Origin of the sequence: Diplocloster hominis (assembly GCF_032380655.1) — a bacterium.
In the GTDB taxonomy this organism is placed as follows: Bacteria; Bacillota; Clostridia; order Lachnospirales; family Lachnospiraceae; genus Diplocloster; species Diplocloster hominis.
This window is the reverse complement of record NZ_JAWDIY010000042.1, coordinates 22,963-41,264: the sequence shown is the minus strand read 5'-3', so window position 1 is coordinate 41,264 and position 18,302 is coordinate 22,963. Positions and strand designations below refer to the sequence as shown.

Annotated in this window: 15 protein-coding genes; 11 read left to right on the top strand and 4 right to left on the bottom strand. The window is 50.8% G+C overall.

The genetic code is table 11. From position 1 onward, the window contains the following. Positions 1-595 precede the first annotated feature (595 nt). Complete coding sequence (locus ABC831_RS23350) at positions 596-1,489, top strand: hypothetical protein (RefSeq protein ID WP_343250478.1); 894 nt, start codon at positions 596-598, stop codon at positions 1,487-1,489. 183 nt (positions 1,490-1,672) lie between these two features. Here ABC831_RS23350 and ABC831_RS23345 read toward each other — a convergent pair whose 3' ends face one another. Next, positions 1,673-1,993: a hypothetical protein gene (locus ABC831_RS23345; protein WP_343250477.1), complete on the bottom strand. Its 321-nt coding sequence runs from the start codon at positions 1,991-1,993 to the stop codon at positions 1,673-1,675. 246 nt (positions 1,994-2,239) lie between these two features. On the opposite strand from ABC831_RS23345, the gene ABC831_RS23340 reads away from it, so the two are divergent. After that, a complete protein-coding gene (locus ABC831_RS23340; protein ID WP_343250476.1) occupies positions 2,240-3,337 on the top strand; it encodes a glycerol dehydrogenase in 1,098 nt (365 codons plus the stop codon). A 141-nt stretch (positions 3,338-3,478) separates the two neighbouring features. On the opposite strand, the gene ABC831_RS23335 is transcribed toward ABC831_RS23340, so the two are convergent. Beyond that, positions 3,479-4,330, bottom strand: a complete 852-nt coding sequence (locus ABC831_RS23335) for an AraC family transcriptional regulator (RefSeq protein WP_343250475.1) — start codon at positions 4,328-4,330, stop codon at positions 3,479-3,481. A gap of 658 nt (positions 4,331-4,988) precedes the next feature. On the opposite strand from ABC831_RS23335, the gene ABC831_RS23330 reads away from it, so the two are divergent. The 3 genes from ABC831_RS23330 (at position 4,989) to ABC831_RS23320 (ending at position 6,394) form a co-directional block, all read left to right on the top strand. After that, positions 4,989-5,552, top strand: a complete 564-nt coding sequence (locus tag ABC831_RS23330; RefSeq protein ID WP_343250474.1) for a DUF2975 domain-containing protein — start codon at positions 4,989-4,991, stop codon at positions 5,550-5,552. Between the two features lie 46 nt (positions 5,553-5,598). After that, positions 5,599-6,039 (top strand): hypothetical protein, encoded by a 441-nt coding sequence (locus ABC831_RS23325; protein ID WP_343250473.1) that lies wholly within the window; start codon positions 5,599-5,601, stop codon positions 6,037-6,039. A gap of 115 nt (positions 6,040-6,154) precedes the next feature. Next, complete coding sequence (locus ABC831_RS23320) at positions 6,155-6,394, top strand: helix-turn-helix domain-containing protein (RefSeq protein WP_343250472.1); 240 nt, start codon at positions 6,155-6,157, stop codon at positions 6,392-6,394. Positions 6,395-6,400: 6 nt separating this feature from the next. Here the strand turns inward: ABC831_RS23320 and ABC831_RS23315 are convergent, their stop codons facing one another. Beyond that, positions 6,401-7,771, bottom strand: a complete 1,371-nt coding sequence (locus tag ABC831_RS23315; RefSeq protein ID WP_343250471.1) for a sulfatase family protein — start codon at positions 7,769-7,771, stop codon at positions 6,401-6,403. A gap of 15 nt (positions 7,772-7,786) precedes the next feature. Then, on the bottom strand, positions 7,787-9,982 hold the full coding sequence (locus tag ABC831_RS23310; protein WP_343250470.1) for an alpha-N-acetylglucosaminidase: 2,196 nt from the start codon (positions 9,980-9,982) through the stop codon (positions 7,787-7,789). 205 nt (positions 9,983-10,187) lie between these two features. On the opposite strand from ABC831_RS23310, the gene ABC831_RS23305 reads away from it, so the two are divergent. The 6 genes from ABC831_RS23305 to ABC831_RS23280 all read left to right on the top strand — a co-directional run bounded on the left by ABC831_RS23305 (position 10,188) and on the right by ABC831_RS23280 (position 18,209). Next, entirely contained in the window at positions 10,188-11,948 is a 1,761-nt protein-coding gene (locus ABC831_RS23305; protein WP_343250469.1) for a sensor histidine kinase, read from the top strand. Then, positions 11,941-13,458 carry a response regulator gene (locus ABC831_RS23300; RefSeq protein WP_343250468.1) on the top strand — a complete coding sequence of 506 codons (1,518 nt, stop codon included), beginning with the start codon at positions 11,941-11,943 and terminating at the stop codon, positions 13,456-13,458. The genes ABC831_RS23305 and ABC831_RS23300 overlap by 8 nt, the downstream gene beginning before the upstream one ends. A 186-nt stretch (positions 13,459-13,644) precedes the next feature. Next, positions 13,645-14,547: a carbohydrate ABC transporter permease gene (locus ABC831_RS23295; protein ID WP_343250467.1), complete on the top strand. Its 903-nt coding sequence runs from the start codon at positions 13,645-13,647 to the stop codon at positions 14,545-14,547. Then, the gene (locus tag ABC831_RS23290) at positions 14,547-15,374 is read left to right on the top strand and encodes a carbohydrate ABC transporter permease (RefSeq protein WP_343250466.1); all 828 of its coding nucleotides are present in this window, start codon (positions 14,547-14,549) and stop codon (positions 15,372-15,374) included. The genes ABC831_RS23295 and ABC831_RS23290 overlap by 1 nt, the downstream gene beginning before the upstream one ends. Positions 15,375-15,514: 140 nt before the next feature. Continuing rightward, positions 15,515-16,864 carry an ABC transporter substrate-binding protein gene (locus ABC831_RS23285; RefSeq protein WP_343250465.1) on the top strand — a complete coding sequence of 450 codons (1,350 nt, stop codon included), beginning with the start codon at positions 15,515-15,517 and terminating at the stop codon, positions 16,862-16,864. 133 nt (positions 16,865-16,997) lie between these two features. Beyond that, the gene (locus ABC831_RS23280; RefSeq protein ID WP_343250464.1) at positions 16,998-18,209 is read left to right on the top strand and encodes a Gfo/Idh/MocA family protein; all 1,212 of its coding nucleotides are present in this window, start codon (positions 16,998-17,000) and stop codon (positions 18,207-18,209) included. Positions 18,210-18,302 lie beyond the last annotated feature (93 nt).

Below are 18,302 nucleotides of genomic sequence, written 5' to 3'. Positions count from 1 at the left end.
TTATCGTTTTTTGTCTATGCGAAACCGACATAGAATCAATCAAAATCACGAATTCCATATGGTTATTCTTCCCGGTTTAATTTCTTAAGTTCGCGCCTATGGGGACAGGCCCCTTTCTCCACGCAGCTGCCTGCAAGCCTGGTTTGCTGCCGAAAGGTGCCAGTCCCCTCCAAAACGGCCGTGCATTCCATCAGAAATCTGCTATTTATAACTGGCAAAAGTATTGTTTCTTATGCGGTATATTGATATAATATGTTTAGTGTCATTTTTGGAATCTGTGAATCTGTTATATTACATAGGATCGCAGAGGAAGAGGGCACTTTCGTACACCATCGGCAGTAAAGGATAGAACTTTCTCTATAATAATTAGCAGTACCTTTCGTCTATATATAAATACAGATTGATCCATACTTTATTTCAGCCTGATTCAGGCATTATAATCCAAATTACGAATAAACAAATGAAAACAAAAGCATTGCTGTTGTCCCGTGTGCGAATTCATATTATAATGAAAGCAGAGGCGCTCGATTAGAGTAATTCTGTGCTGTCGGACGGATCTGAGCCGGCGAAAATTTTATAGAGATTGTTCTTTCTTATGGCTTTGGAAAGGAATAGCTATATGGAAGAAAACCACAAACACGGGCAGCCCCCTGGCAATTATCATCTGGAGGATATGGTGATGAAGACAGCGGCCCAGTATTTTGGAACGGAACTGCTTCGGTATCTGGGTATTTACCAGCGGGTTCATTACATTGCTCCGACCGAGCTGGTTCAGTTGGAGGCCAGGCAGATGTACCAGGATTTTAACTATGAACTGGAGGATGGAAGCTGGCTTCATCTGGAGTTTGAAAGTGACCCCATCCGGCTCGCTGACCTCAAGCGCTTCCGGGAGTACGAAGCGGCGACAAGCAGAAGGTATCAGGTTCCGGTGGTTACCTGTGTGATTTGTACTGCGGATACGAAGAAAATACGTTCGGAATTTACGGAAGGATTGAATACGTACCGGGTAAAGGTGATCCGGCTAAAGAGCGCGGATGCCGGACTGATTTTCGAGGTGCTTCAGAAGAAAGTCAGCGCCAACGAGATATTGTATAAAGAGGACCTGCTGCCAATGCTGCTTAGTCCTCTGATGGGTGGAACGATGCGCCCAAAAGACAGAATTAAGCAGGCGCTGGGAATTCTAAACGAATCGGTGATTGAGGTTGAGGAAGAAGAACTGAAAAAAATGCAGGCCGTCTTGTACGCGCTGGCAGACAAACTGCTGGATGAGATGGAATTGCGGGATATTAAGGAGGTAATCGCTATGACCAGGTTGGGACAGATGTTGATGGAAGATGGAATGGAAAAAGGGATTGAAAAAGGTATCGAAAAAGGAATCGACCTTACAAAAAGAATATTCCGTCTGCACGAACAGGGAGAAACCAACGAAATAATAGCAAAAAAATGTAACACCACAGAAGAAAATGTTAGAAAAATATTAGAAAACTAGTAATATGCATGTCAAGCCAGAGAGACTGCCTGAGTTACGAGATCAATCGTATACAGACGGTCTCTTTTTACATTCAGATTAGGGACTTTTATTCAGGCCAGAGACAGCGATATCAGGCCAAAGACGGCGATTCAGCCCAGGGAGCGATCCAGCCCAGGGACTCAACTGTGCCGCAGGATAGCGTCATGCTCCGGATTCAACCCGGGTGCAGGCGATGGCGTCGGCCGGCCGGAGGCTTAAAGGCTGGCCTTGTGCCTCCTGTGTACAGAGCAGGAGAAAGCTTTCCAAAGAGTTGGTAAATAACTGCTCCTGCACTTCACTTACGTCTGGTTTCTTTACAAGGTAAAGTACGTCCTGCGCATCCACCAGAGAGGAAAAAATATCGGTCGCGTATTTTAAGGCCTGGGATAAGGCGCGGCGGCGGGTATCATCCAGGATAAAGGTTCGGTGTGCCATAGGCCAGGGGCCGGTCATGGCCGCCTGATGCGGAGGATATACCTCCACAAGGGAACCAGCCGCCGACCTCATTTTTCTATAACATAGTAATTTTGTAGTAAAAAAAGCGGTGCAGGGCCTGGATGTTGGGAAATATCAATAATGCGGGAGAGCTGGAGGGCAAGTTGTCCATGTAAAAGCCAAGGGGAAGATAAAATTTTGTCAGTTTACAGATTGACGCCAAGGCCGGCTTCTATAATAATAAAAGTATGTTAAAAAAATAACGAACAATGGAAACCGAAGGAGGACGTAAGTATGGCAAACATTATTGGCAGCCCCAGCAGATATATCCAGGGCAAGGGTGAAATCAAGAAACTCAGCAGCTATGCGGGAAATTACGGCAAAAAAATCTGTATTCTGACCAGCGAGTCAGGCAGAAAACGGGTGGAACCTGCGATCCTGGAGGGAAAAGAGGATGCGGAACTCCAGCTTATATTTGAAAATTTCAACGGAGAATGCTCTATGACAGAGATCAATCGGCTGATCGGAGAATGCAAGGCGTCCGGCTGTGATACCATCGTTGGAATCGGAGGAGGCAAGATTCATGATACGGCGAAAGCGGTGGCCTATTACATGGGACTTCCGGTAGTGATTGTTCCCACCATTGCTTCCACAGACGCTCCCTGCAGCGCGTTGTCCGTCATCTATTCCGACGAAGGCGTGTTTGAAAAATATCTGTTCCTGCCGGCCAGCCCGAATCTGGTTCTGGTGGACACAGACATCGTGTGCAAAGCACCGGCCAGGCTTTTGGTTTCCGGAATGGGGGATGCGCTGGCCACGTATTTTGAGGCGAGAGCCTGCCAAAGATCCGATGCAGGCAACTGCGTGGGCGGAAAGATCACGCTGGCGGCCATGGCCCTGGCGAAGCTGTGCTATGAAACCCTGCTGGAAAGCGGAGTCAGTGCATATCTGGCTGTCCAGGCGAAAGCCTGCACGAAAGCGGTGGAGCATGTCATCGAGGCGAATACCTACCTGTCGGGCATCGGATTTGAGAGCGGCGGACTGGCCGGCGCACATGCCATCCACAATGGGCTGACGGCGATCCCTGAGACCCATGCTTTCTACCATGGAGAAAAGGTGGCCTTCGGGACACTGGTACAGCTGGTTCTGGAAAATGCCGATATGGAAGAGATCGAGACGGTACTGGATTTCTGCATGGAGGTGGGACTGCCTACTACGCTGGCCGATCTGGGGATCAGGGAAGTAAATCCCGAGCAGATCATGGAAGTGGCAAAACTGGCCTGCTCAGAGAATGACACGCTGGGAAATATGCCTTTTGAGGTGACTCCGGAAGATGTCTATGCGGCCATTATGGGAGCAGACGCTCTTGGAAGGTATTACGCAGCGGAATAAATCTGTAAGAAAGAGTCAATTTCGTAATAGCGGAAAATAAAAGAGAACAGGTTCTCAGGGATAGTGGCTTTATGCTGACAGATGGATCATCAGTAAGCCAGGATTCTTCTGAGCGCATGTTCTCTTTTTCGAGTATGTGAATCAATTGTCCTTTTTTACAACCGGAATCCATACCTCATATTTGGCGTTCTGGGGATCGGGATTCAGATAAACCTCGATATCCGGCGCGTTTCCGTATTCATAGCCGGAAGAGGGCAGCCACTCGGTCACAATCCTCTTTTCTAATTCCTGAATGGACTGATTCGTCCCTTCTCCGGGAAACACAGCCCAGGCGGAGGGGGGGATGAGATATTCTTCCAGCGTATCATCGATGGATTTTGTGCTGGCTACCGCGATATAGTATCTCCAGTCTTCGGTATTACAGGCACTGACGCCCAGAAGTCCCATAGGTTCGCTGTCCATCAGGGAAGCCAGCTTCGGGATCGTCCCGTCTGTTGCTGCCTTCTGCCACATCATAGGCACGATCTCAAAATTCTTTTCCAGTTCCTTGTGAAGGGGTTCCCCCACACCGATGATGCGGATGGATTCTTTCTTTTCAATCCGGTAATTCATTTCAGCAGCTCCTTTTATTGTGATTTTGAAGCTGATTGGCGGATAGGATTTTAACGGCACACCGCCCTTTTTTACCAGGGAGGGCGCGATCCCGTGGACATTCTGAAATGCCCGGTTAAATGCAGTGGGAGAAGAGTATCCGTACCGGAGAGCGACATCGATGATTTTCTGGTCTTCATCCTGCAGATCCACGGCGGCTAAGGTCATGCGCCGGCGCCGGATATATTCCGACAGAGTGGTTTCCGCCATATAGGTAAACATTCTCTGATAGTGATAGGCGGAACAGCAGGCGATCCTGGCGATCTGCCCGTAATCAATGTCTTTGTCCAGATGCTCTTCAATATAATGTATCGAATTGTTTAAACGTTCTATCCAGTCCATTTGTGGTCAGCTCCTTGGTATTTAGTATATAGAACAGAGGTTATGCTGTCCTCTCTTTTTCTGCACGAAAAGGAGAGGCTTTTTCTTTCCTTCCCTCAATCATAACATAAGGGTTTGGGATGGAAAAGCTGCATTTTTATGGAAGTGTGAATCTGCTTTCGATGATCAGAAAATCAGGAAGTGAGCCCGTGAGTACGTGTGAATGCAATAGAAGTTTTTGGCTGGTTTTTAGATAAATTATAAGAGATGGAACATTTGGGTACACGTAAGTGATAAATGTTGGAACATATGAGTGCATATAAGTGATAAATGTCAGAACATAAGAAAACATAAGAGGACATGTGACTGGACATGTAAACATCAATGTTGGAAAATGTTGGACGTTATCATATTGGATTAAATATTTAATGATAATCATTAAATAGTGATTGACAAAAGTTTTATCAGGGAGTAATGTAACGTTAAGCATATAAAGATAACTCACATGTAAGACGAGAGCATAGAAAGCTAATGGCATATTAATCTAACATTTAAAGCTAATATTTAAAGCTATCATATAACGGTAAGTATATAAATGTAATGCTCAGCTGTACATACATGCTGCGGATAGAAAGAATCCACATTTAACGCAAACCCAAGCCCGGGAGGAGAATGTAAAATGAAAGAAACCATAGACAAATCAGCCAGAAGAATCCTGACCATCTCACAGGTGCTCAAAATTATCATGCTCATAACCTTTGCCCTGCTGCTCCTGGGTCTGTTTATGATCAATTATCACAGAGGAAGTGACGGATTTATCCCGCTCCCGGAACATTCGCCGGTCACGGCAGAGCAGACGGGAAGTAAATGGGGTATCACGATCCTGACGCAAAAAGGATTAAATGTGAAGGCATTCAATGTACTTTTCGTCAGCTTTACAGGAAGGATGGCGTTTTGCTTTGCCGCTCTGTTGATTCTCCGCGGACTATTAAAGAGGATCGTAAAGAGCTATACCCCATTCGAGCCTGCCAATGTCAGACAGATCCGGCAGCTTGCCTGGATGATCCTTCTATCAGATGTCCTGCCGGAGACAGCCGCCTGGATTCTGGCCAGACTGTCCGGTGTGACGGCTGCGTTCCAGCTGAACATCACTTTCCTCTTTATGGGACTGGTGTTTTTATGTGTGGCAGAGATTTTCCATTATGGTTGTTATTTGCAGCAGGAAGCGGATGAGACTTTATAACATCTGTCAAGTGGAAACGGAAAGGGAGTAGTGTCCAATGAAAAAAATGAGTAAAATAACACGTGCCGTCTGGATCGGGCTGATCCCCGAACTTCTGCTGGCGGTTCTCGGTATAATACTTCTGCCCGGTCAGATCGCCATACAGTGGCAGGGCAGTGAGGCCGTACAGATGGCTCCCCGGTATGCGATATTACTGTACCCTGCAGTGTCGTTATTCCTGGCGCTGGTGGGAAGACAGGCAATTGCCCTGTTCCTGTCCAAATTCTCCGTACAAAGTGCGCGGCTGTTACCCGGAGCCTACCGGGTGGTGCACATCCTGATCCTGACCTGCGAGGTATATACGATTCTGTATGCCTTCGGGTTTCGTTTGCGGATATCCTTGATTCTTATCCTGGAACTGGTTCTGCTGGCTGTCGCTGCCGTATTCAGACGTATTCTGCTGCCCAAGCCCGCAGATGTCAAAACCGATCAGGACCCGAGAGCATGAAACAAGCCGGACCGGAGACCATGTAACCGGACGGAAGCACGTGAAACAAGCCGGATCACAGGCTTTGGAGTACAGAAACAAAAGTAAGAAATCATCGAATACACAGGAGGAAATTATGCCTATTATCCTACGCCTGGACCGGGTCATGGCCGACCGTAAAATGTCTCTGAATGAGCTCTCAGAGAAAGTCGGTATCTCCAATGTCAATCTGTCCAACCTGAAAACGGGCAAAGTCAAGGCCATCCGTTTCTCTACGCTGGAGTCCATCTGCGGGGTCCTGGGCTGTCAGCCCGGGGACATTTTGGAATACCAGCCCGGTGATCCCCCAGATACCAACCTGGAACATCAGACATAAATACATTCAACACTCCCTTGCCTGCAGGATACGGGGGCGTCTCTCTCCGGCCTTTTCCATAGCATCACAGAGCATTCCGGCAAGTATCCGGCGCTGTCCGGCGTAAGCCGGATCAGATACGAGATTGTCAAGTTCCCACGGATCTTTTCTAAGGTCATACAGAAATTCTTCTTCATATATCGGACTGTCCGGGCATTCCCCGCCGTTCTTTCCGGGCGCATACACACTGTATAAAAATTCAGGCGTGTGGATGCACCGTCCCACGCGGCTTTCGCTGATCTGTGCAAACGCATAATTTTCCCGCCCCAGGGCCTCACCATCCGCCACAGTTTTTAAATCTTCACCGATCATGCCGCTGCCCACATGGATTCCGGCCATGGCCAGAAAGGTTTTTGGCAGGCTGGCAGTACTTACGATGTCCCGGACCCTGCGGCCGCCCCGGTAGCCGAGCCCTGCGATTACCAGCGGTACATGAAGGCAGGCGGAGTGGCAGGATCTCTTGTAATCATCGTATCCATTGAGATGTGCGTCATTGTTCCGGGTTTTAAAATGGGAGCCATGATCGGAGGAGAAGATCAGTATCGTATTCTCCCACAGCCCTTTTTCTTTGAGTTTGTCAATCAAACGGCCCAAGTTGTCGTCCAGCCGTCTGCAGCATCCCAGATAATCGGGGTATTCCTCCGCAGCATTTCCTCCCAGTACCTCCAGGTCTTTGGGAAGCACGAAGTCATGGTATCGTTCTCTGGATCCCACCGGCCCCTCGTAGTGGCCCCTGTCATTCTGATGATGCGGCTCGATATGGGAGATGGTCAGAAAAAAGGGCTTTTCCCCCCTGTAAACGTCCAGAAATTCCAATGCAAAGTCCGTGATGCAGTCTACACGGCAGCCTTTAAAATCCCGCCTCCTCATATTTTCATCGAACACATACCCGTCATATCCGTGGCTGGTGAATTCTAACACATCCGATGCCCGCCAGAATCCGGTATACCCCCCGCGGCGCTCAGGCGGAATGGCCGTGACAGTATAATCCACGGAAGGTTTGCATTCCAGTCCGCCGTCGCTGGCCAGATGCCATTTGCCGACATAAGCAGTCTCATAACCATTCTCTTCGAAATAGTTCGCCAATGTTTTGCAGTCCTTAGGAAGGGCGAGATTGTTGCGGAAACAGCCTGTCTGCGTGGGATATTTTCCCGTCTGGAATATGGCGCGGCAGGGGCCGCATACCGGCTGCGGGGTGTATGCCTCCTCGAATACGACACCCTCCTTCGCCAGCCGGTCCAGATTTGGTGTGATGTCGGACGGCTGTCCGTAGCATCCGCATGTGTCAAAGCGCTGCTGATCTGTAAAATAAAATACAATGTTGGGTCTGTTCTGCATGGATGTTCCTCCTTTTCAGTGGTCTTTGCAGACATCGATAAATCGTTGAAACGCGTTATGGACCGCAGTACCGGTATCCAGGGGAGGGATGGGGTTTACCAGCGGGCTGTTGATCCAATTCTCTTCCCACGTATACCAGTCGATGGTGAAGCGGTCATCCACGTCCGGTTCCGCCCTGTTGGCGGCCCAGTCTCTGGACAGGGATACAGACAGGTTCAAAGGCTTTCCGGCGTCCAGCCAATCCAGCAGCGTATTGAAAAAATACTTCCAGCGCATATAATAAAACGAGCCTGTCAGGCCGCCCCACTCCCGGGCGGAGTAGTCGTGCAGAACTGCCGCAGTACGCGGGCCCCATACAGTGATCAGGGTTTTTGCCGCCCGCTCGAATAGGCGCTCTTCATATTTTTTATCCCTGTGATTTTCGTCCCTGTACTTTTCATCCAGCACGCGTGCCGGTGCCAGCCACTTTTCCATGGAAAATTCCGGCCGGGAGGAAAGAAGCTGTTCCTGCGTCTCGAGCAGCAGAAGGAAATCTTCACTTTCCCTTCGGAATGTCTCGTAGCGATGCTGAGCCAGGAGGTACATCAGCCGGGCGTATTTTACACGGCTGATATTGGAGAGCGCCTGTCGTGTGAGGTCTGCCAGATCGTACAGATAGCTGGGATTTTCCTGGTACTCAGGGAATTGAGAATAGAACAGGCGGGCAGCCTTTCGGATAAAGCAGGTATCATAGTTCACATTTTTCGGCCCCCAGGTGCTGACCGACACAAGGCCGAAATCCGGCCGGGCGCAGAGAAAGGATTCCGCTCCACCGGGCTGCGGAAGAAAGCTGTTGTATACGCTGTCCTCCAGCAGCTGCCACGCCCTGTCCAATACCGGTGAATACTTGCCATACCGCCGGGTTACATAATGAGACAGCCATTCCTGCAGGCAGACGGGTTTTGTGCGGTAGGTGATATCCCAGAACAGGTCATAAAATACAGGATTCGTCTCCAGGGATTCCGGCGCCAGCCCAATGCCGCACATCGAGGTACACGGTTTGCTTGTCAGTTCCAACGGCTCCCGCGCCAGGGTCCGTAGGAAACCGTACAAACCATTCCGCCCTCCATAGCTGTGTACCGGGCACCAGACCCAGGGGCGGCCTTCGAAGTCTCCCAGGATCTCCCGGCTGTCCTGTATGCGCCCCGCCAGCAGGTTCAGGATAAGGACATCATCCGGCTTAAGAGCATCAAAAAGCTCCAGATACGGATTGCTGTCCCACGCCTGCAGTACCCACACCGCGTCCGGACGCACCCGGCGCATCAGCGAGAGAATCTTTTTCCCATACAGCGGCAGGTCAAAACCGGCTGCGTCATTGTTCTCATGAAAAGGTTCAGCGGTAAAATAGGGAGTCACATTGCCAAACAGCTGCTGCTGCGCTGTGTAATATAACCGGCCTGCTTCTTCAAACAGCGCGTCGGTGGGAGACACACAGGCGGGTCGCTCAAAGCCGCACCACTCTCCCTGGGAAGATAAATGAGCGTCCGGAATTTCCCGTAAGAGGGATTCCGGCAGCAGTCCATAAAATCCGGGCAGCACAGGTGTGATGCCTAGCTCCAGCATACGCTTGTTAATCAGGCACCCCAGCTTTTGCCGGTCCTCAAACCATTTCTCCGGCAGATCACCGCCGAAGCGGGTCATATTTCCCATATAAAACCATGCCAGATGGGCAGGGTCTGTGAGATAGCCGCGCGCCTGCTTTGGAGTCATTCCAAGCTTCGTCAGCATCGAAAGCCAGACACATTCCTGCCCCACCAGGTTGAGCGCCAGATTGACGCCCCCAAGCGCCATCAGGTCCAGTTCTTTTTCCCAGCGGGGCCAGTCCCAAAACGCCATAGTGTAGGAAAACGTACAGTAGTTGAGATAATAGCGGTAGCGGTAAGGGGATGCCATAGTGACCGCTTCCGGCAACAGGGGAAATCTGTCCGGGATGTCCGGCTGTTTTGTCTCCCAGGACACATGGATCTGGAGTACGTTCCGCAGATACCAGTTAAGACCGCAGAGCATACTGACCCCGCTGTCGCCGCGGATGAATACCTGGTCATCGGATGCCCCGATCCGATATTCACCGAAACGTATTCGTGGGGTATGGATAAAATGAAACCGTGTCGCGGCTTCCCGGCCCAGGATGCGTATTGCCGCCTCCCGTGCGGATATTTCATAATTCTGCATAAAAACGCCTCCCGCTCTTATATAGTTTCCTGCTATAGATTCCGGCATAATTCCCTGCGGTCTATCATAACGGATCAGCCGCCTTCCTCAAATGTATATTCCAAACCAGGTTTTGTATAAAACAGACCTGTGCGGCGGATCACGTTGACGGTGGGCTCACAAGTGATTTATACTGAGAATAATTGGAAAAGAGGAGGGACGTTACGTGAAAAGACGGTTCACCTTTGGTAAGAAAATGGCAATCCTGATGATCTGCGCGGTGGTGATCCCCGTGGCGGTCATTATTTTCATTACCTACTATAACCTTTCACAGGAGACATCCCGGAATTACCTGGACACCAGCAGGCGCACCCTGCACAGTGTATCCTCCCGTCTGGATGATTATGTGAGACAGCTGGAGACGCTATCCATGTTCGCCTATACGGAGCCGGACCTGAGCAAAAGCGACTGGGAGTATCACGATAATATCCTGTCGAATCTGCTGATGATTTCCACGCAGAAGAGTGAACTGCACTCCCTGCTGTATTATTTTCCCTCCTCCGCGGAGCTGTATGTCGTGGATCAGATCGGAAACCGCTCTTACTATAATGCGGAGCAGATCGAACAGACAGCCTGGTATAAGAGCGTCACCGGCGGGAACGGGCAATATGCGTTCCATCCCATGGCGCAGCTTGAGGGGTACGATCCCCGTTACCTGCTGGACGGCAATACGCCGGTGGTCTCTTTTGTGAGACGCTTCGTCGCCTGGACAGGGGAGACCAGCGTGCTGTGTATGAACGTGAAGTCGGGATTTTTCCGGGAGCTCTGCGAGACAGCTAAGCTCTATGAGGATGAGGCGATCGCTTATCTGACACCGGGCGGCGAGGCTATCTTCACAAGCGGGATCTCACAGGAGGCGGTCCGGGACATCTACCAGTATGCCCTTGCCCGGGAAAGCGATGATGTGGGCGGGCAGTTCCAATATGGAGAAGATACCATCTGTTACGCCGTGTCCGGAGTAAACGGAAATATCCTGTTCAAACGCATTCCCTCCCATATCCTCACCGGTTATGCCACCAGTATGCGAAATGCAGGACTGCTGATGCTGGCTGTGGTGGTGTTCGTGATGATTCCCATCCTCTCGGGGCTCAGCAGCCGGTTCACCAGGCCGCTGCGCCGGTTGGAGCGGCAGATGGAGGTGGCGGGCAAAGGGGACTTTACCCAAAAAGTCCCTGTGCAGAGCCAGGATGAGATAGGGCATATTACCGCCACATTCAACCGTATGCTGGATGAGATCGAGACGCTGGTGAATGAACGCTATAAGATCGAGCTGGACAACCGCACGGCGCAGCTCAATTCCCTGCTGGCGCAAATCAATCCTCATTTTCTGAACAATACGCTGCAGACGATCGGCAGCGTGGCGCTGGAGCAGGGGCTGCCGGACGTATACCGCAGCACAAATTCCCTTAGCAAAATGATGCGTTATTCCATCAAGGGAAATCATATCGTCACGATCCGGGAAGAGCGAAAGAACGTGGAGGACTATCTGTACATACAAAAATTCCGTTTTGGGGATAAGATCGATTTCACGATGGATATCCCGGAGCAGGCTCTCGACATCAAGATCCCGAAGCTGACGCTGCAGCCCCTGGTGGAAAATGCTGTGGTACATGGGCTGGAGCGGAAGAAGGAGCAGGGCATGGTGCGGCTTTGCTGCAGGTTGAAGTCTGCGTGCGTGGTGTTAAGCATCTCCGACAATGGACTTGGCATGCATCCGGAGACCTTATCGGAGCTTCGGGAATCGTTGGAGGACGAGCGGGAAATGCGAAAGGACAACGGACAGAGCGGGATCGGTGTCGTAAATGTGTACAAACGGCTGCATCTGATGTATGGTAACCGGGCCTCTCTTGTGATAGAAAGCGAACATGGTGTGGGAACCACTGTTACAGTCAGTATTCCCCTGGAAAAGGAGGAATCCCATGTATAAAGTGATCATTGCAGATGATGAACTGCGGGCGCGGCGTCTGATCCAGATGCTGGTGCCCTGGCAGGAACTGGGGCTTGAACTGACCGCCCAGTGCGAGGATGGTGACGAGCTCTGTGAGCGGGCTAAGGCATCCATGCCGGACATCATTATCACGGATATGCGTATGCCCGGTGTCAATGGCGCCATGTTGATCCAGGAGCTGCATGAGGCGCTTCCGGGCAGCCAGATCATCGTGGTCAGCGGCTTTGATGATTTTGAGTATATGCGGCAGGCACTGGTATCCAAGGCCGTTGATTATATCCTGAAGCCCATCGAGGAGGAGGCGTTGTATACGGCGCTGAAAGACGCCATATCAGAATTGGAGCGCCTGGCGGCCGAACACAAACGCAGCCGCCGGGAGATATTCAACCAGTATCTGCACAGTGATACCCCCATCACGGAGGAGGAAAGCGCCCGGTATCTGCCCTGCGCGGCCCAGTATGCGGTGGTTACCATCAATCTGTTCGAAACACACGAGGCCATGCCGCAGGCAGTCCGCAGGATGATAGATGCGGTACAGGCAGAAGCTGTTCGCTGTATCGGTCCTGACGGCATCGTGTTTCGCGACGACGGCAGCCCAAACGGTATCTGTGCGATCTTATTTTGTGAACCGGAGCCAATGATGGAGCCTCTGCGCCAGAGCCTCGCGCCCATCTGCCAGGAGGCACGGGTGGAAACCGTTCTGGCATGCGGACAGTCCTTTCCGGAGATACGGCGTATCAAGCGGTCCTACCATCAGTCCCAGGAAGCGCTGGAAACCTATCACGTATTTCAGGGAAGCGGAATCGTATCTTATGATGCGCAGGTATCCGCCCGTGTGTCCGGGATGGGGTTTCAGAAAGAAGGCTACAGTTATCTGTTAAAGAATGCCCAGGAATCCGCCAGTGTGGCGGAATACCGGCGTTGCATGCAGATGTTCGTGGAATCGGTCTCGCGTATGGAGTATCTGCCGCTTGGAATCGTACGTTCCTTTGTACGTCAGTTCATCAAGAGTATGGGAAAGCTGGTGCTGTGCCAGATCCCCAACATCACCATGACCGGCCTGATGAGTCTGAATACGCAGCTGCTGCTGCGGCTGTCCCCCGAAGATATCCGGACGGATCTGGAAGAATTCCTCCGCCGGACATACGTGATACCCGGTGAGCAGGGCAAGGAAGGATACACGGGCCGTGCTCAGGAATTGAGGGCCTATCTGGACAAACATTACCGGGAAAAATTCACGCTGGCCGAGCTGGCCTCCATATTCTATCTGAACAAAGAGTACATGTCGAAGCTGTTCCGCCGGGAATACGGAGTGCGCATCAGTGAGTATGTGGATTATCTCAAATTGGAGGAAGCCAAAAGGCTTTTACTGGAAGGGGAAAAGACGGTGAGTGAGATCACCGAGCTCCTGAATTTCTACGATGAAAGCCATTTCAATAAAAAATTTAAAAAGGCCGTGGGTGTAAGCCCGAAAGACTTCCGTAAGTAGGTTACTGTTTTTTTCAGGGGAGACTGTCCGAAAACCAGGGTGCAGCCCGCCAGGTTTTCGGACAGTCTGTTTTATACAAAACCAGGCCGATACGATACATTCTTTCCATGAAAAATTTCCGATACAATAAAAATCAACGGAATGTCCGCGTTTACAGGGCAAATTTTAAAGATAAGGAGATTTTTTATGGAAAAAAAGTCCGTTCTTCGCAAGTTTGCGAAAAGCAAAAACGGTTCGCTGTTTCTGTTTATCCTTCCGTTTTTGACACTGTTTCTGATTTTTTTCTTTATTCCGCTGATGTATGGATTTTTCATGTCTTTTACGAATTCCAACGGCTTCACGCCGCTGTATGAGTTTGTAGGGCTGAAGAATTATGCGGAGCTGTTTACAGAAGATCCGGGGTTTTATAACTCCCTCTGGCTTACGTTTTTGTTCTCATTAGTGAGCGTGGTGCTGGGGAATGTGCTGGCGTTACTTTTGGCATTTGTAATTGAATCAGGTATCAAATTTAAGAATTTATTCCGCACCATGTACTTTTTGCCCTATGTCTTTGCGCTGGTTATCATCGGTTTTACCTGGAAATTCATCTTTACCCAGTTTTTGCCTCAGATCGGAGGGGCGCTGCACCTGGATTTTCTGGTGCAGGACTGGATAGGAAGCCCTGCGCTGGCGATTTGGTCGGCCATTATTATGCAGATCTGGTATAACATCGGATATTACCTGGTTATTTACATAGCGGGGATCCAGGCCATCGACAGCAGCCTGATCAAGGCGGCCCGCATCGACGGGGCCAATACCTGGAAGCTGTATACCCGCGTGATGATCCCACTTTTGATTCCTTCTATCTCTATATGCGCGTTTACCGGAATCGCTTCCTCGTTCAAAGCTTTCGATTCCATCCTGTCCCTGACCGGCGGCGGTCCTGGATTCGCGACGGAAGTGCTGGCGCTGAATATTTATTATGACTCCATGGGCGATGCGCAGCGGTATGGATATGGCATGGCCAAGGCGATGGTGCTGGCTGTGATTATCTTCCTTATCACCATGATCCAGATGAAGTATTTTAAGAATAAGGAGGTCGAGGTATAATGAAAGCCGGACGGAAAAAGCGGATTGTCATTCCTCTGATTTTGCTTCTGCTCCTGATCGTATATCTGATCCCCATATTCGCTATGGTTATCAACTCCGTTAAACCTTACGGCGAGATCATGGAGTCCTTTGTGGCCATGCCGATTGAACCCACCTTCCAGAATTTTGTCAAAGCATGGGAGTCCCTGGATTTTATGCGCACCACCGGCAATACATTGCTGATGACGGTCATCACCATTGTGGGACTTTTGGCCATCTCGGCTCCGGCGGCTTATAAGCTTAGCCGGACAAATACCAGGTTCAGCCGGTTTATGTATGCTTTTTTCACGATACCGTATCTGATTCCCTTTTTTGCGTATATGATACCCGTAGTGAAAATGGCCCGGGATTTCCACCTGGCCAACAGCATTATCGGTGTTTCCCTGGTAAATATCGGTACCGGAGGCGCGTTCGCGTTATTTATGCTCAGTGGGGCTGTCAAGACGATACCGAAGGAACTGGACGAGGCCGCGTTCGTGGACGGGTGCACCCAGTTCCAGGTTTTCGGCAAGATCATTTTACCGCTGATGATGCCCTCGCTCAGCAGCGTCACAGTGATTTATGCCCTTTGGACGTGGAACAATTTCATGCTGCCTTTCCTGCTGCTCACCAAGAAGAGCAAGGTGACACTGATCGTCAAAGTGTACGAGCTGTTCGGCACCTACGGTACCAATTGGGAGATTGTGATCGCCAGCCTGCTGCTGATCTCGCTGCCCATCATCCTGCTGTATGTTATTTTCCAAAAGACCATTATAGGCGGTATTACAGCCGGTGCGGTCAAAGGATAGGCAGGATATTCCTGGGGGCTGCCGTCTCTGTTAAATCTTTTTTATACAAAACAGGAGCTGTTTCGTACCTTATTTAAAATTCCGGGTTCTGTATAATAGAAAATGCAGATACCGCTAAATACAATATAGGAGGAAAAGTTATGAAAGCTATGAAAAAAGCAGTAACCATTTTAGTGGCAGGCGTGATGGCATGCAGCCTGCTGACCGCATGCCAGAGCAAACCGGCAAAAGAATCTGCCGGGACAAAGACACCTGAGGCGACGGCTGATAACACGGCAGCAGGGGAAAGCACACCCACACCGGATCTGGCAGGGCAGGAAGACAAGGAACCCGTTACCCTCTCGTTTATGACCATGCAGACCTCGTACATTGAAAAGCAGGATTATATCAACGAGCAGCTTCAAAAAGTGTATCCCAACATCACCCTGGAATTTTCACATGTAGCAGACAATTATGAGACTACGGTGAAAACAAAATTCGCTGCGGGGGATCCGCCGGACCTTTTTGACTGGAACGGGTATCTCTCTAACAAGACGTTTGCGGAAGCGGGATATTTCGTGGATATTACAGATGATAATCTGAATGCCAACGTTTTGGACCAGTTTAAGATTGCCGGAGAATACGACGGCCGTACCTACGGGATTCCTACCCTGGTGCAGGCATCCGGCCTGATCTACAATGAAGAAGCCTTCGAGAAGGCGGGCATCGAGAAAGCGCCTGAGACGTTGACCGAATTAAAAGAGGCCTGCGAAAAGTTAAAAGCCGCAGGAATCACCCCATTTTCCACAGGTCTGAAGGATGTATGGGTTTCCCATCAGCTGTTCTGGAACGTGGCCGGTCCTAACGTTGGTGACTTTGAGGAATGGTACTATGCGATGGCGGGGGGCAGCGCATCCTTCCTGAATGATAAGACGGACAAGGCTTTTGAGCTGATCGATATCATTCTGGCTAATACGGTAGAAAATCCTCTGTCCAGTGACGCAGCCAACAGCGCCCATATGCTGGCTACCGGCAAGACGGCCATGTGCTTTATGGTAAGCGCCCAGTATCCCGAGTACCTGAAATCCAATGAAAACGTGAAGCTGCATATGGTACCCATCCCTGTCTCCGAAGATCCGGCTGACCGGGTGATGGAATACGAGGCGAACGGCATCGTATTTGCAGCTGCCACCGGCTCCCATGTGGAAGAGGCCCGCAACGTACTTGCCTGGCTGGGCACACCGGAAGGCGGCGGTGTACTGGCCGAAGTGAATACGTCCGCATCCCCTGTCAAGGGAGTGCCCTCCTACGGAGACCCGCTGATCACAGAGGCATCCCAGTGGGTGGAAAACGGCGGCAAGACCGTAGGCTTTATCAAAACATACTGGCCCTCCGGCCTGACCAGCGAGGTGGGTAAGCAGCTGCAGAGTTATGTGGCCGGCACCATCGATAAAGCAGCTTTCTTCAAAAACATCGATGACGCGTTCGTGAAGCTTGCAAACGGTTCATGATAAATCTGCACTCTGAACTATTCCTAAGAGGCGCTGCCCGTGTGCAGCGCCTCTTGATATCTGGAGCAGAGAACCGATCTGGAAAAAACGGTATTGTATGTATAATGTCGAACAGGAAAGGGAGAGATAAAATATGAAATCAGATATAAATATTGGTGTCATCGGCCTTGGAAAACGGGGCAGCACATTACTTGAGACCTGTATTCTGCCCCAGCCGGGTGTGCGCGTTCTGGCTGTGTGCGATACCTATGAGGACCGCAGGGAAAACGGAGTACGGCTCGTGACAGAGGCCGGGCAGCCTGCGCCCCGGGCTGTGGCTGACTACAGGGAGGTACTGGGCATGCCGCAGGTGGACGCCGTGGTCATCATGGCTTCGTGGGAATCCCACCTGAATCTGGCCTGCGATTCCATGAGAGCGGGAAAATATACTGCTGTGGAAGTAGCCGGGGCCTATTCCGTGGAGGATTGCTGGAAGCTGGTGCGTACCTATGAAGAGACAGGTGTACCATGTATGATGCTGGAAAACTGCTGCTTTGGCCGCGATGAGCTGATGGTACTGAATATGGTGCGCCAGGGACTGTTCGGTGAGATCGTGCACTGTCAGGGCGGCTACCGGCACGACCTGAGAAAAGAAGTCTCCACAGGCCGTGAGATGCGCCACTACCGCTTCCGCAATTATCTGGGCCGCAATTGTGAGAACTATCCTACCCATGAACTGGGACCTGTCGCCAATGTGTTGGATATCAACCGGGGAAACCGTATGCTGACGCTCGTCTCGGTAGCTTCTAAAGCTGCGGGGCTTCACGAATACCTGCTGAGGGAGAAGGGGAAAGAATATGACGCTGTTCATATGAACTTTGCCCAGGGGGATGTGGTGACGACCATCATCAAATGTGCCCGGGGCGAGACGATCTGCCTGACTCTTGACACCACGCTGCCACGGGCATATTCCCGCGCATTCCATGTGCAGGGGACGAGAGGTATGTATATGGAAGATAACAGGAGTATCTTTCTGGACGGCAGGCATAACGAGTATGATTTAAAATGGCAGGAGCAGTGGAACAATGTGGAGAACTACCGGGAAACATATGACCATCCGGTGTGGAAAAAATATCTGGCTGAAGGGGTGCGCGGAGGACATGACGGCATGGACTGGCTGGTGTTTTGCTCCTTCTTCCAGTCGGTGAGGACGGGAAAACCCGCCCCCATAGACGTCTATGACGCGGCGGCATGGATGAGCATCGCAAGCCTCAGTGAGCAGAGCGTTGCACTTGGCGGTATGCCCATGGCCATACCGGACTTTACCAATGGCAGGTGGATGGAGCGGGAACCCTGGGAGCCGTGAGAGCATGGGGAATCAAGGATGCCTTAGTGCCATAAGACCAGCATAGATCACGAAGAGCCCGGCGGCTGCCGGGCTCTTCGTGATTCCTCAAAT